Origin of the sequence: Collinsella sp. AM18-10 (assembly GCF_003471585.1) — a bacterium.
Lineage (GTDB): Bacteria > Actinomycetota > Coriobacteriia > Coriobacteriales > Coriobacteriaceae > Collinsella.
Genome location: NZ_QRJO01000024.1, coordinates 360 through 15301 on the forward strand (window position 1 = coordinate 360; position 14942 = coordinate 15301).

Here is a 14942-nt window from a genome sequence, read left to right on the forward strand (position 1 = left end):
TTAATCCCCGTCCCAGAAAAATCATCGGCGAGCGCACTACTTTGCGCTGGTAAGGACGCCGGTGGTATCGAAGGCTGGGGTGAAGCTCTCGTCTACCGCGCCGCCCTCTTGCCAGAACATCGTCGTAAAGCCCAGGTCGTCGGCATGGTCGAGCACCTGCTCATACTCCTCGCGCGTCACGGCGCGCGCCAGGTCGCCGCCTTGTTCGCGCATGAGCGCATTGGGCGTGTACTGGTTCATGACCGAGATCGGCACGTCGCCCACCGTCTGCCACACAAGGTCTAGCACGCGGCACGAGTCATCCGCATGCCCCGGCAGCACAAGGTGGCGCACGATCATGCCGCGCTTCATGAGCCCATTCTCGTCCACTAGCTCTCCCCCGCGGCGCTCGATCTCGCGTGCCATCTGCGCTAAGCCCGACACGGCCACACGCGGGTAGTCCTTAATGTGGGAGAGCGACTGCGCAAGCCCGGCATCGGCATATTTAAAGTCCGTAAGCCACACGTCGACCAGGTCGCCCAGCGCCGCCACGGCACTCGCGCGCTCGTAACCACTCGTGTTGTAGACAATTGGGATGACCAACCCGCGCGTCCGTGCCGCGGCAATCGCGGCAGGCAACAGGTGCGCATAGTGCGTCGCCGTCACCAGGTTGATGTTATTGGCGCTCTGGTCCTGCAGCTCCAGCATAATCTCGACCAAACGCTCGGGCGAAATCTCAAGACCGAAATTGCCCGTCGAGATCTCGTGGTTTTGGCAGTAGATACATTTGAGCGAACAGCCGCTAAAGAAAATCGTACCCGAGCCGGCCTCGCCCGAAATGGGCGGCTCCTCCCACATATGGAGCGCCGCGCGGGCGACCTTAAGCGTGTTGTCGGCGCCGCACACGCCACGCGCGCCCTCGTCGCGCGCCGCACCGCAACGGCGCGGACACAAATGGCAGGCGGGCGAAAAAAGTTCGGTCAACGACGTCGGCATAAAAACATGCTCCAAAACAATGATTCAGCAGCTCAAACGTAAAGGGACCAACCGCACAGACGGCTCGAGCCCAAGGCGCCGTAATCGTCCGACACGATTTTTATAATGTCAAGACTGGAATCGACAAAGTGCCGCTTTATGATGTAGGTATTCCGCCCCCCGCGGAGCAACTGGGTGAACCGTCGCGTTTATTTAGGGAGCCCACACAGTCGTACCTAGTACAGGTATCCTTCGTTGTTAAGGACGCTGGAACAGTCGATGAGGGCACCCACCTGTTTTAGGTGGGTTCATTTTCGTAACGTGGGGGGTGGTTTTCATTTGCCGAAAACCACCATTACAGCCCATATGGATCCCCGCCGGTATCCCGACAAGCTATCGACAATACCCTAATATCTGGTAAGCGCGTGATTATCGCTGCGTGCAATTCCATGCACCCCCCTTGGTCGAGTATCATGGTTCGGCTATGCCCTTTGCGCTTAGCAACCTTTGACCTTTTCCTTCGACGCTTGGCGGTTTTTAGATTCATGGCTTCATCCCCGAGCTACATACCGTATCTATGCGTGGCAGCAGCGGCCTTCATCACGACCTTCCTCACGGTGCCCCTGGTCAAGCGCTTGGCAATTAAGCTCGACGCCGTCGACTATCCTTCTAAGCGCCGCATCAACACCAAGCCCATCCCGCGTTTGGGCGGAACGGCGGTGTTTTTGGGCCTGGTCGTTGCCTGTATTGTGCAAATCCTAGGCACCTGGTACCTGGGTTGGCCGCCCGTTTTGGTGCCCCACCCCCGTCTGCACATCAGCTACCCCATACTTGCGCTTTCTTTTACCGTCATCTTTGCGACCGGCGCTATCGACGACGTCTTCCAGCTCAAGCCCAAGCAAAAGCTGGCCGGACAGGTCCTCGCCGCGCTTATCGCCTGTATCGGCGGCCTACGGATCGGCGTCATCGTCAACCCGTTTGCCCCCGGCGAGATCATGCTCGGATGGCTCGCCTACCCCATCACCGTGATCTATCTGGTGGCATTCACCAACATCATTAACCTCATCGACGGCCTCGACGGCTTGGCCACGGGCATCTGCGGCATCGCGTCGTTCACCATGTTTTCGATGGCCGTTCTCTCGGGCCGCATCGACGCCGCCGCGCTCTCCATTGCGCTCTTTGGCGCCTGTCTGGCCTTTTTGCGCTACAACTTCAACCCCGCAAGCATCTTCTTGGGCGACTCGGGGTCGCTGCTTCTGGGCTTTGCGCTGGGCTCCATCTCGCTGCTCAACGTGAGCCGCACCGCCGCGCTCACCTCGCTTATCATTCCGCTCATCGTTGCCGGCGTGCCCATCATCGACACGTTTAGCGCCATCGTGCGCCGCAAGCGCGCCCACATTAGCATCGGGCAGGCCGACAAGGGCCACATCCACCACCGCCTGATCCAAGAAGGCTACAACCAAAAACAGGCAGTGCTCCTCATCTACGCCTGGTGCATCATGCTTTCGGCCGGCGCCGCCGCGATTAACCAGGTCGAGGTGCCCATGCGCGTGCTCATCTTTACCGTGCTCGCCATTGGTTCGGCGGCCTTTGCCAAGCATCTACATCTGTTTGAGCCCGTGCTGCGCCACCATTACAACAAGCGCACACACGAGGATGAGCTCGTCACCCCCGACGACCCCGCCTTTAAGCAGGAGGAGCAGGCAGCCGAGGAACGTAAGGAAGAGCGCCACCACAAGCTCTAGGGTAAGCTGCCGAGGAAGCGCCCAGGCGCCGCCGGCCAAACGCGCAGCCATGCCGCGCCCATCGCACATGCCGCCGATCTCCCGCCCCTCGCCTACTTACGACCCGCCCCTCCAATAAACGCGTTATCATCTTGACCAATGAACATACGTTAGGAGCAATCATGCCAAACGAGAACAGCTACGAAGTCGCGCTGCAAAAGAGCAACGCCATTCGCGAGGGCCTGACAAAAACGCCCGAGAAGTTCACCATGCTTACCGGCGACCGCCCCACCGGCCGCCTGCACCTGGGTCACTACTTCGGCACCCTCAAGGGCCGTGTGGAGCTGCAGAACATGGGTGCCAAGACCAACGTACTCATCGCCGACTACCAGGTCATCACCGACCGCGACACGACCGAGCACATCCAGGACAACGTGTACAACATGGTCATGGACTACCTTGCCTGCGGCATCGACCCCGACAAGACCATGATCTACGCGCACTCCGCCGTGCCCGCCGCCAACCAGCTCATGCTGCCGTTCCTGTCGCTGGTCTCCGAGGCCGAGCTGGCGCGCAACCCCACGGTCAAGGTCGAGATGGAGGCCTCGGGCCACGAGCTCACCGGCCTTCTGCTCACCTACCCGGTGCACCAGGCCTGCGACATCCTGTTCTGCAAGGGCAATGTGGTGCCCGTCGGTCGCGACCAGCTGCCGCACATCGAGCTCACCCGCACCATCGCCCGCCGCTTTAACAACCGCTACGGCAAAGTGTTCCCCGAGGTCGAAGCGCTGCTGTCCGAGACCCCGCTACTGCCGGGCCTGGACGGTCGCAAGATGAGCAAGAGCTACGGCAACGCCATCAACATCTCGATGACCGCCGAGGAGACGGCCAAGCGCATCAAGAAGAGCCAGACCGACTCCGAGCGCATGATCACATTCGATCCCGAGAACCGCCCCGGCGTGTCCGGTCTGCTTTCGACGGCCGCCATCTGCACTGGCCGTTCCGAGGTCGAGATTGCCGAAGAGATTGGCATGGGCGGCTCCGGCCAGCTCAAGAAGTACGTGACCGAGGCCGTCAACGAGTACTTCGCGCCGATCCGCGAGCGTCGTCAGCGCTACGAAAACGACCTGGACTATGTGAAGGACGTGCTGCACGAGGGCAACCGTCGCGCCAACGAGATTGCCGAGCAGACCCTGGCCGAGGTTCAGGACGCCATGGGCATGGTGTACTAGATCGATCTGCTGGCTAGAACTTTCGATTGCTATAGGGCGGGCGCTAGTGCGTCCGCCTTTTTTGGTGCCCGACCGGTTCGGCTCTGCCCATTGCACTCCCCCGAAAAACAGGAACAGGCCCGCTGGCAGTTAGTTGCCAGCGGGCCTGTTCCCGAAGTACACCGTTGAATCGCACAGAGGGGAGGAATGCGAATCAAACTCAACAGGGCAGGCTTTTTCATCGCCTATTGCCTGCTCCGTTGCTGAATACAATATAGTTCGCCGTGGTTTACTTTGTAGCGTCAATATGTTCCCCCATAGCTTCTCCATAAGTTAGCTCAGGTAAACTAGAACCACCACAAAGGGGACAGGCACCTTTGTGGTGGTTTTAACCACGGCAGAGCCGCTAGAGCCCTGCAGGCCAGCGACAGGCGGCCAAGTCGACGTGCATGTCGTCCTTAAACGCCACACCCTCCCCTAGCAAAAGCTCACGTTGAGCATCGGGACCGCCAAAAGCAAAACCATCGCATATGCGGCCATCGGCAAACACCACGCGGTGACAGGGAATCTCGCCGGGGCGCGGATTGCCATGCAGGGCATACCCCACGTACCGCGCACTTCGTGGACGTCCAGCAAGCAGCGCCACCTGACCATACGTGGCGACCATCCCCTCGGGAATCTGCTCGACCACCTCGTACACCCGCTCAAAAAAGCCCTCAGACGCCATTGCTCGCTCCCTTCCACCCGGAATAGCATAAACCACCACAAAGGTGCCTGTCCCCTTTGTGGTGGTTTTGGCAGGTGGGCTAGTTAACGGGCTGGAAGAAGGCTACGGCTACGGCGCCGGGGCCTACATGGGTGCCGATGGTGGCGCCGATGGTGTGAACGGGCAGTTCGCCCTCGGTGTGGCCAGCCCACAGTGCCGCGCTGTCCTCGATATACTTCTTGAGCACCGCATCCGAAAGGCCCGTATAGCCGAGCGCCAGCGGCATGGAAAAGTCGATGCCGCCCGCCTTTTCGACCTTCTGGTTGAGCAGGTTACGTCCGTTCTTGGAACCGCGCGCCTTGCCCAGCTGCACGATCAGACCGTCCTCGGCAGCCACCACGGGCTTTACGTTGAGCAGCGTACCCACGGCACCGGCCGCAGCAGACAGGCGACCGCCGCGCACCAGGTACTCCAACGTCTCGAGCAGGCCGATGACGACCACGCGGTCGCGCACGGCCTCGACAGCCGCCGCAACCTGAGCCGCGCCCTGGCCCTCGTCCACCAGGCGCAGCGCATACTCGACCAGCACGCGCTCGCCCAAGGTCACGTTATTGCTGTCCACGACGAACATGTCGCCGCCCGGCGCCTCGGCAAGTGCCGTACGAGCACTCTGGTTGGTGCCCGAGAGCTTGGCTCCCACGGTAATAATCACGGCCTCATCGCCGGCCTCACGCGCTTCGGCAATCGCCTGCGAAAAGGCGTACGGGTTGACCTGACCGGTCTTGGGCAGCTCATCGCGCTCCACAAGCATCTCGTAAAAGCGCTGGTGATCGATGTCGACGCCATCCATATACACATCGGTGCCAAAGGTGACGGACAGCGGCAGAACACGCAGAGTGGGGTGCTCCGCCGGCGACATATCGCTTGCGGAATCGGTAATAATGCGGACGGACATAACGAATCCTTTCTTGCGCAGGTCTCGCGCAGGGAATTTTGACAGCAATGTCCCGGCACGGCGTACGCGCTCAAACGGGACGATGCAGTTCTTGGCTGAAAGCTAGCGCCAGCGCGGTTCTAGATCTCGCGCAGGGTGTTGAGGATCGTGCGCAGCGATGCATACATCTGCTCGCGCTGCTCCACGCCCATGGCCTTGCCGGTGGTATCGAGCACCTCGCGAATGATGCGATCGGCCTCGCTCATGCTCTCGCCGCCCAGGGCAGTCAGGCGCACCGGAGCACGATACTTGACGGCCGCATCACCCGAGTCGTCAACCTCGACGTAGCCGCCCTCCTCCAGATGTGCCAGTGTGCGCGAAACGGCGGCACGAGTAACGCCGGCCATGCGGGCGAGGTCGGCGCCAGTCAGGCCGTCCTTGCTGCGCTCAAGATAGTACAGGCACATAACGTCGGAGCCCTTGAGGCCCAGCCTTGCGCCTTCGGACGTCTTGATACGCTGAATCTCCTTGTAGAGGCCGCTGATCAGTCCGACAAAGTCCTCAAAACGTGTCTCGTCGTTCTGCTGCATGGTGACGACCGCCTTTCGCTTACATGATGCTAACGGGTAAACATCTTAGCCGCACAAGGCAACACCCGTACCCAAATATCCCATTTGTTAACCCATCAACATAAAAACCACCACAAAGGGGACAGGCACCTTTGTGGTGGTTTGGGACATCAATAGGTTCTAGGCGCCGCTACAGCTCCACGCAGGGATTGTCGCGGGTCACAAGCGTTTTCACGACAACCGTCGCTCCCAGATAGCGCTCGAGCAGCTCGGCTAAGCGATCGATCGCGGCCTGGCAATCCCCCATCCGCTCGGGCTCCACGCACTCAATCGCCAGGAAAGCATCGGCCGAATCGTCGGACAGGGCCGTTCGAACGCCGTCGCGCCAGTTCCAGCAGCGGCATACGGCGCCCGCATCATCGATGTAGGCGAGCTCGCCGGGAAGCGTCGGGTCATCTGTCTCCTCGCCAAGCGGCAGAAATGAATCGCCACCGTCGGTCACCTTCAGGCAAAGGTCTCCCTCAATCGCGTGCAAATCCTCGCCGCCTACGGGCAGCGCGTAGGACAGCGACACCGTGTTGTAGATGTCCACCGCGGGCGTAATGTGGCCCACCGGCTTGCCTTTGAGCACGCGCTTGAGCAGGTTCTCAATTGAGCAACGCACGCCCTTCTTGGTCTTGAATAGGCGATATGCCTCGCGCCATGCCTTAACCGGCGCATTCTCGCTGATGGTATCACTCGTCAGGTGACGCTCCGCATCGATATTGACGCGGTCGAGCAACGCGGCAATCGCATCAACGTCCTCTTGAGGAATCTGAGCCGCGGGCTTCATGCCCTTTACGACCACAACACCGATAGCCGCCTGCGGAAATAGCTCCCAAAACGAATCCTCGGCAACGAAACTCTTCATGTGCTCTCCCTTCATAGCATGCGCCCGAGCCCGGGTGCCTAAACAAAAAGCGCCCTTACGACGGCCACCTTCAAAGTCCTACGGTGCCGCCACAAGAGCGCTTACGCTGCCCCCATCCGGAGAAGGGGGCGATATGTCAGGCGTATTGTAACCCGAGTCATTCGCCCAAGCAAAACCGCCACAAAGGTGCCTGTCCCCTTTGTGGCGGATATGGACTCGCGGCGACGCTAGTGGCGGAGTCCCAACAGGCCGCGGCCGCGATGACGGGCGTCGGCGTGCACCTGAGCGTGCGGACCGGCGGCCTTAACGGAATCGGGCAGGTGCGAGTACTTCTTCTCGAAGTTCTCCTCGAACATGACGGCCAGGTTGTGCGCGGCCTCGTCGTAGCGAGCGGTGCTCTGCCAGTACTGGCGCGGCACCAGGATGCCGTCGGGTACACCGTGGCACGTGGTGGGAATGTCGACGTTAAAGATATCGTCGTGGACGAATTCGCTGTCCTCGATGGTGCCGTCGAGGGCGCGCGCGACTAGGGCGCGCGTGTAGGCTAGCTCAATGCGATGGCCCACGCCGTAGCCGCCGCCGATCCAGCCGGTGTTGACCAGATAGACGCGGGTGCGACCGTCGGCGATGCGCTCGCCGAGCATCTTAGCGTAGACCATGGGGTCGAGTGGCATAAACGGCTCGCCAAACAGCGAAGAGAACGTGGGCGTGGGCTCGGTGACGCCGACCTCGGTGCCGGGGATCTTGGCCGTAAAGCCCGTCACAAAGTGATACATGGCGGCGTCGGCCGTCAGGCGCGAGATGGGCGGCAGCACGCCAAAGGCATCGCAGGTCAGGAAGAGCACGACGCTTGGAGTGGTGCCCATGCCCTTGGTCCACGCGTTGGGGATATGCTCGACGGGGTAGGCCACGCGCGTGTTGTGCGTGATCGAGACGTCGTCGTAGTTGGGCTTGCGGTTCTCGTCGAGCACCACGTTTTCGCAGATGGCACCAAAGCGGACGGCGTTGAAGATCTCGGGCTCGTGGAACGCGTCCAGGCCCTCGCATTTGGCGTAGCAGCCACCCTCGATGTTGAAGATGCCCATGTCGGACCAACCGTGCTCGTCGTCGCCGATCAGCAGCCGCGTGGGGTTGGCCGAAAGCGTGGTCTTGCCGGTGCCGGACAGGCCAAAGAACACGGCGGTCTCGTGCGTGACAGGATCCATGCTGGCCGAGCAGTGCATGGGCAGCACGTCGTCCTCGACGGGCAGCAGGTAGTTCATGACGCTGAAGATCGACTTTTTGATCTCACCGGAGTAGCCGGTGCCGGCGACCAGAATCACGCGTTCCTGGAAGTTGATGACCACGGCGGCGCTGGAGTTGAGGCCCTTAATGGCAGGATCGCACTGGTAGCCGGGAGCGGCGAGCACGCAGAAGTCCGGCTCACCGGTGCGCGCAATTTCGCGAGCGAGCGGACGGGCAAGCATTTGCTTAATGAAGAGCGCCTGGCTGGCACGCTCGCAGGCAACGAGCAGTCGACGCGTGTGGTTGCGGTCGGCGCCTGCCATGCCACGGGTAACGAACACGTCGCGCTCGTTGAGATAGTCGACGATGCCGGCCTTGATGGCCTCATAGCTCTCGACGGACAGCGGGCGGTTGACGGCGCCCCAGGCAATCTTGTCGTGGACATCGGGGGTGTCGGCGATAAAACGGTCGTTGGGCGAGCGTCCGGTACGCTCCCCCGTCTCGATCACCAGTGCGCCGTTGGAGGCCATGCGGCCTTCTTCACGGCGGATGGCGTGCTCGATGAGCTCGGCTGCCGGCAGGTCAACCAGCAGGCGGGGCTGGTTCTCGGCGGGGTCTTCGACCAGCGTAATGCCAAAGTTGGACAGAACTTCTGCAGGGGTAACACCAGGCATGGGGCCTCCTTTAAAAACGCGACACGTGGACGCGGCGCGCACTTTACTCACGTAAAGCCCGTTGTACCCGATATGCAAAAACGTTTTTGCGGCAACGACGAAGCGCCCGCCCAACGGTCAAAAATCGCACGCAAGCGGCCTAGTTATTGGGGGCGTTCTTAAACGACTAGTCGTTGGGGACACTCTTGAACAGGCAGCAGCCAAGGAGTGTCCCTAGATGCCGGCACTCGGGGACGTTCCTAAAGTGCCGGCACATAAGGAACATCCCCAGGTGCCGACTACTGAATGGCACCGCCGAATATATTGAACAACCTGGTCAAAAACACGAATGGACACCACCGCGACTATACTAGAGCACAGCAATAGAAAGGAATCGCCTTGAGCATCACGCCCCTCGATAGCATCCGCCGCACCATCGCCCGCCGCAGCGGCGTCACCGACCCCACCGTATCGGGCGGGGCGCACGGGCAGGGCGGACGCATCGAGAACGGCCTGTTCCCCGCATCGCACACCGCCGAAGAGCTCGCGCGAATCCAAGAACTAAGCCAACGTAACGCCGGCGGTCCCGACAGCAGCCAGGCCACACGCCGTCGTCGCGAGCGCGATCGCCAACCCGGCCCCATCCACCGCATGGTTAACGCATGGTGGAACCGCCTGCTCGGAGCCGTCTACGGCGGCGGCTTCTCCACGCAAGAAGCCGAGTACGAAGATCACGCCACCCGTCGCGACTACCTTTGGAATACCCTGGGTACCGCCGTATGGGGTATGGCGTTTCCGCTGCTCACCATTGTGTCGACGCAACTCGTAGGCGCCGAGGAGGCTGGCAAGTTCTCCATCGCCTTTGTCACCGGCACGCTCATCATGATCGCGTGCAACTACGGCGTGCGCAACTTTCAGGTCTCGGACATCGACGAAAAAACCTCCTTCGCCTCCTACCAGCTCAACCGCTGGCTCTGCGGAGCGCTCGCCCTAGGCTGCGGCCTCATGTACAGCAGCGCCCGCGGCTACGATGCGCAGATGGCCACGATCGGCCTGGGCGTCTACCTGTATAAGGTGATCGACGGCATCGCCGACGTGTACGAGGGCCGCCTGCAGCAGGCCGACAAGCTCTATTTGGCCGGCATGAGCCAAACGCTACGCTCCGTCGGCGTCATCGCGGTCTTTAGCGTGGCACTGTTCCTCACGCGCAGCATGCCCATCGCCGCCATGGCCATGGGCATCGCCGCGATTGCCTCGCTCGTGCTGGTCACCGCCCCGCTCGCCCTGCTCGAAACCGAAAAATCGCGCCGCGTGAGCCTGCGCGAGGTCGGCCACCTGTTTGTCCAGTGCGCCCCGCTCTTTGGTGCGTTGTTCCTGTTCAACCTTATCGAGAGCATGCCCAAGTTCGTGATGGAGGGCACGCTGGCCTACAAGTATCAGCTGTACTTTAATGCACTGTTCTTTCCGGCGCAGGCAATTTTGTTGAGCATTGGATTTATCTATAAACCACAGCTCCTGCGCCTGTCGAGCATTTGGGCAAATCCGCGCAAGCGTCGCCGCTTTGACCTGATTATTGTTGCCGTTATGGCACTGATTGTGGTCATTACCGGAGCGTGCGCCGCATTTATGGCAGGCCCCGGCATCCCCATCATGAGCTTTATGTACGGCCTCAACTTTGAGCGCTACCGCACGCTGGCACTGCTAATGGTTGTCGCCGGCGGCATCACCGCGGCAATCGACTTTATCTACGCCATCATCACGGTGTTGCGCCACGCCGGCGATGTCACCAAGATCTACCTGATCTGCTTCGCCGTAAGCGTGGTGCTGCCGGTGATCCTGATTAAGCTGCTGGGTCTGATGGGCGCTGTGGTGAGCTACCTTGCGGTCATGGCCCTACTCCTGGTGCTGCTGATTATCGAGTACGCCCACATCCGCCAGCGCATCGAACGCGACCGCAACCCATACGGCGCCTAATTGGTGCAATGGGGGCAGCTAACTTACGATGGAATCACCCCGACTGGGGTCTCATTGCGGACAATATGCATCACGCAAAACTAAGTGAGTAGACTTTTGCCGAATCCCTGACCACTCCGGCAAAATACAAGTCAGTTACCTGCGGTTTTGTTGAGGCAAATTTGCCGTCTGCTCGGCATTTCCAAAAAAGCCTACTCACTTAGCCAGCGGGCAGCCAAAAAAGAACCGTCGCGACGTCGTTTGACTCCGTTGCGACGGTTTTTCGAGCATTTTCGCGCTGCCGAGGACGCAGACGCTCCTCATTTCTAGCGCTTACCGAGCAAGAAGGCGCTACTCTTCGAAAGTAGCCAAAAAAGCCCCGTCCCAAATTAGCTACCCTTTGCACCGATTATTCGCCCGGGTTGATGTTCGCGTAGAACTCCGCACCATCATCCAGGCGCAGGATGCCCACGCGGCCGAACTCGGAGCCGGTGGCGGCGGCGCAGTCGATATCGATGCGATCGGGCACGCCAGCGGTATCCTCGCCGCCCAGGCGCACAATCTGTCCGCGCCCCGACTCCTCGTCGAGCCCCGCCAGGCCGCCTACCTCGCAGTAACGCCCGAGCGACACCGTTGGCGTGTGGCCGCTCACCACGACCGGACCCTTGCCCTCGGCAGAAAGCAACCCCGTCGGCGCATCCCAATAGCCGTGACGAATCCACAGCAGGTCATCGGACGACTGCACGGCAAGCATCTGCTTCAGCAGTTCGCGATCAGCATTCACCGCCCCCGCACCATCGGCACAATCAACCCCATGTTCAAGCAAAAACGCCCGCGCCGCCTCGGTCTGGATGCCGGCATGTACCAGCAGGTACGGACGCTCATCAGTCTCGGCCACTGCGTAGAGCGGCAGCGTCGCCATCCAACGCACGAGCTCCTCGTACGCCTCGAATTCCATATCGTTGAGCTGCTGACGGGTAGTCCAACCGCCGTTGATATCCCATGTCTCGGCATCGAGCGGATCTTGGCCAATGATGGCGTCGAGCATGATCTGCTCGTGATTGCCCTTGAGCACGCGAGCGTTGGGCAGCGAGCGCACGAGCTTAATAACGCCAACCGGATCGGGCCCGCGATCGATCATGTCGCCCAGCACGTACAGCGTATCGTCGGACGCCAGCGAAATCTTGGACAGGGCCTCGTCAAGCGCACGCACGTGCCCGTGAGCATCAGATGTCACATAGATCGCCATGGAACGCCTCTCTTTACTTGCGGCCGAAGCCCGGAGCCGCAACTAAACTTTCAAGTTGAACTTAAACGTTACCCATTGTACTCCGTTGCAATAAAGCTGGGAAGGGTTGCATACCGTCAACGGTCGCCAGCGCACGCCTGTCAACCCGCACCGCTCACGCCACGCCGTCTGGCCCAGCGCCCCGACCAGCGACGCTCGCATCGCAGCCTCGTGTCGAAAATGCGCATGCCCGCAATCCAGGCCCATAAACCCACCATCTTTGGGTACAAATAACCGCAGATAACTGACCGTGCCACGCCAACCACCCAGGAGCGGACACCATCCATGAACCAGATACTTCTCTTTATCGGCCTCGTCATTATTCTGTGCCTGACCATCAAACCCGTCGGCAAAAAGCTCCCCTTCCCCACCCTGCTCATCTTTATCGCACTCGGCATGCTGCTGGGCGTCAACGGTCCGGCGCACATCGACTTTAGCGACTACGCGCTCACCGAAACCGTCTGCAGCACAGCGCTGCTGTTCATCATGTTCTACGGCGGCTTTAACACCAACATCGACCGTGCCAAACCCGTCGCCGTGCCCGCGGTGCTACTGAGCACGCTCGGCGTCGTCATCACCGCCGGCGTCACCGGTGCGTTCGCGCATTTTGTACTGGGCTTCGACTGGATCGGCGGCCTGCTGCTGGGATCAGTCGTGGCATCCACCGACGCGGCCAGCGTCTTTAGCGTGCTGCGCGAGCACAACCTGTCGCTAAAGGGCGGCACCGACTCGCTGCTCGAGGTCGAATCGGGCTCCAACGATCCCGTCGCCTACATGCTCACCGCGGTACTCGCCACCCTCGCAGCTGGCGGCGACATCAACATTCCCATACTGCTGGCCAAGCAAATCATCCTGGGTGTGGGCCTGGGCCTTGTCATCGGCTGGACATCCAGCCGCCTGATTGAGCGCGCGCACGCAACGGCTGAGGGTGCGCAGACCATCTTCTTGTTCGCCGTGGCAATCGTCGCCTACGCGCTGCCGAGCTATCTGGGCGGCAACGGCTTTTTGGCCGTGTACCTTGCCGGCATCGTGCTAGGCGCGAGCGACATCACCGGCAAGGTCGAGATGGCGCACTTCTTTGACACCCTCACCGAAATGGCCGAGATGACCATCTTCTTTTTGCTGGGCCTGCTCGTCACGCCCGCGCGCCTGCCGCAAATGCTACTACCGGGCCTGGCGCTCATGGCGTTTATGCTCTTCGTGAGCCGCCCCATTGCCGTTGGCGTGCTACTGGCGCCCTTTAAGACGAACCCTCGCCAGGTCGCGCTCGTAAGCTGGGCAGGCCTGCGCGGCGCGGCTTCGGTCGTATTTAGCCTCTTTGCCGTGGTGGCCGGTGTTCCCGGCGGTCACGATCTGTTTGACCTTGTGTTTGTGATTGCTGTGTCGAGCATTGTGGTGCAGGGCTCGCTGCTGCCGGCGGTGGCAAAGAAGCTCGACATGATCGACGCGGAAGGCGATGTGCGCCGCACCTTTAACGATTACCGCGACGAGGACGGTATGTCGTTCGTCAAGCTCAAGGTGGGCGCGGGCCATCCGTTTGCCGGACGCTCGCTCGCGGATATTGGCAGTGCGACGGATATGCTCGTGGTCCTGGTGCTGCGCGACGGCGCGCACCCGGTGCTGCCCAACGGGGATACCGTGATCGAAGAAGGCGACCTTCTGGTTATGGCCGCACCGACGTTTGAGGAACGTGCCGAGGTTACGCTGCGCGAGGTCACCGTGACGCCCCATGGACGCCTGGCCGGTCAGCGCCTGCGCGACGTGCCGCAAGGCAAGCACCCCTTTATCGTCGTGATGCTCAAGCGCGACGGCCAAACGATCATCCCCGACGGCAACACCCAAGTCCACGCCGGCGACGAAGCCGTCATCGCCACGCTGGCGTCGTAGTGGCCATGGGGTAGCTAAAAGAGACACATCCCGAATTGGCTACATTTGAGCATCAATCGCCCCGACAGGGGTCTCGTTGAGGACAGTTAGTGTCTCTCAAGACTAAGTGAGTAGGCTTTTGTCGAATCGCCGACCACATCACCAAAGCACAAGTCTGTGACCTGCGGGTTTGTTGAAGAAAAGACTTCGGGTGCTCAGCATTTCCAAAAAAGCCTACTCACTTAGCCGGCGGGTGGCCATAATAGAACCGCCGCGACGTCGTTGGACTCCGTTGCGACGGTTTATCATGCATTTTCGCACAGCCGTGGGCACAAACACCCCGTCGCCCCATATGACAAAGGGGCAGTCCCTTTGTCACATTAAATAGAACTTCAGCAAGAAGCTGAGGAAAAAGAAGACCGAATGAGCCACCGCTCGCATCGCAACCATGGTATAAATGGATTGCGCTCCTTTATGGAGGGCAGTCAGGGGCCGGGGGATCCCCCCGGCATTTTTGTTTTTAGGTCAACAGGAAATCGAGCGAAATGTCTCGTGTAGACCCGACATGCGGTTTCTGTTATAAAGATGTCGGTACCCTCGAACAGAGGGGCCTCCAAGAGCCGGGGTCTTACCTCCGGCATTTTTTATGCAATACGAGGCCTGCCCATTAGACGACAGCCTTCTTTCTTATTTCTTTTAGTAAGCCTTTTTTAAACGCAGTACTACCACCAAAATACTTCTGGTCAGTATTAGTCTGCTTATTTGCCTGATATTTCAGACTCGTGAACTCAATGGTACAGACATAGTCCGCGGCCTGAGCCAAATAGTAATCCGATGAAGTTGTCGGCTTATAGATAACTGCATTTTTAGCCAAAGCGTAATCGATTGCCTTGTGAAGCGCACTCGAAAGATCGCGTCGAAAATGTTGGTGTAAGGGTGGCACCCTAGCG

Annotated in this window: 11 protein-coding genes and 1 pseudogene; 4 read left to right on the forward strand and 8 right to left on the reverse strand. The window is 60.3% G+C overall.

Annotated elements, in window-relative coordinates; genetic code table 11:
• Positions 1 to 36 precede the first annotated feature (36 nt).
• A complete protein-coding gene (locus DW211_RS09675) occupies positions 37 to 975 on the reverse strand; it encodes a radical SAM protein (protein ID WP_118260533.1) in 939 nt (312 codons plus the stop codon).
• Between the two features lie 524 nt (positions 976 to 1499).
• Between DW211_RS09675 and DW211_RS09680 the strand changes: the two genes are divergently transcribed.
• Together DW211_RS09680 and trpS are read left to right on the forward strand one after the other, a co-directional pair.
• The gene (locus DW211_RS09680; protein ID WP_117637805.1) at positions 1500 to 2699 is read left to right on the forward strand and encodes an MraY family glycosyltransferase; all 1200 of its coding nucleotides are present in this window, start codon (positions 1500 to 1502) and stop codon (positions 2697 to 2699) included.
• A gap of 161 nt (positions 2700 to 2860) precedes the next feature.
• Positions 2861 to 3910: a tryptophan--tRNA ligase gene (trpS, locus tag DW211_RS09685; RefSeq protein WP_118260535.1), complete on the forward strand. Its 1050-nt coding sequence runs from the start codon at positions 2861 to 2863 to the stop codon at positions 3908 to 3910.
• Positions 3911 to 4295: 385 nt separating this feature from the next.
• Here the strand turns inward: trpS and DW211_RS09690 are convergent, their stop codons facing one another.
• The 5 genes from DW211_RS09690 to pckA form a co-directional block, all read right to left on the reverse strand.
• Entirely contained in the window at positions 4296 to 4616 is a 321-nt protein-coding gene (locus DW211_RS09690; protein WP_089572047.1) for an MGMT family protein, read from the reverse strand.
• A 79-nt stretch (positions 4617 to 4695) separates the two neighbouring features.
• Positions 4696 to 5550 carry a DegV family protein gene (locus DW211_RS09695; protein WP_118260536.1) on the reverse strand — a complete coding sequence of 285 codons (855 nt, stop codon included), beginning with the start codon at positions 5548 to 5550 and terminating at the stop codon, positions 4696 to 4698.
• Positions 5551 to 5669: 119 nt separating this feature from the next.
• Positions 5670 to 6119 carry a MarR family winged helix-turn-helix transcriptional regulator gene (locus DW211_RS09700; protein WP_022093866.1) on the reverse strand — a complete coding sequence of 150 codons (450 nt, stop codon included), beginning with the start codon at positions 6117 to 6119 and terminating at the stop codon, positions 5670 to 5672.
• A gap of 169 nt (positions 6120 to 6288) precedes the next feature.
• Complete coding sequence (locus DW211_RS09705; RefSeq protein ID WP_118260538.1) at positions 6289 to 7008, reverse strand: B3/4 domain-containing protein; 720 nt, start codon at positions 7006 to 7008, stop codon at positions 6289 to 6291.
• Positions 7009 to 7235: 227 nt separating this feature from the next.
• Positions 7236 to 8906, reverse strand: a complete 1671-nt coding sequence (gene pckA / locus DW211_RS09710; protein ID WP_199576775.1) for a phosphoenolpyruvate carboxykinase (ATP) — start codon at positions 8904 to 8906, stop codon at positions 7236 to 7238.
• A gap of 378 nt (positions 8907 to 9284) precedes the next feature.
• On the opposite strand from pckA, the gene DW211_RS09715 reads away from it, so the two are divergent.
• Positions 9285 to 10859 carry a lipopolysaccharide biosynthesis protein gene (locus DW211_RS09715; RefSeq protein WP_233540991.1) on the forward strand — a complete coding sequence of 525 codons (1575 nt, stop codon included), beginning with the start codon at positions 9285 to 9287 and terminating at the stop codon, positions 10857 to 10859.
• A gap of 388 nt (positions 10860 to 11247) precedes the next feature.
• Here the strand turns inward: DW211_RS09715 and DW211_RS09720 are convergent, their stop codons facing one another.
• Positions 11248 to 12087, reverse strand: coding sequence for a metallophosphoesterase family protein (locus DW211_RS09720; protein ID WP_118260539.1), 840 nt, complete (start codon positions 12085 to 12087; stop codon positions 11248 to 11250).
• 324 nt (positions 12088 to 12411) lie between these two features.
• Between DW211_RS09720 and DW211_RS09725 the strand changes: the two genes are divergently transcribed.
• Positions 12412 to 14013, forward strand: a complete 1602-nt coding sequence (locus DW211_RS09725) for a potassium/proton antiporter (RefSeq protein ID WP_118260541.1) — start codon at positions 12412 to 12414, stop codon at positions 14011 to 14013.
• Between the two features lie 646 nt (positions 14014 to 14659).
• On the opposite strand, the pseudogene DW211_RS10345 reads toward DW211_RS09725, so the two are convergent.
• Positions 14660 to 14942 (reverse strand): annotated as a pseudogene (locus DW211_RS10345) (hypothetical protein); the annotation flags it as partial.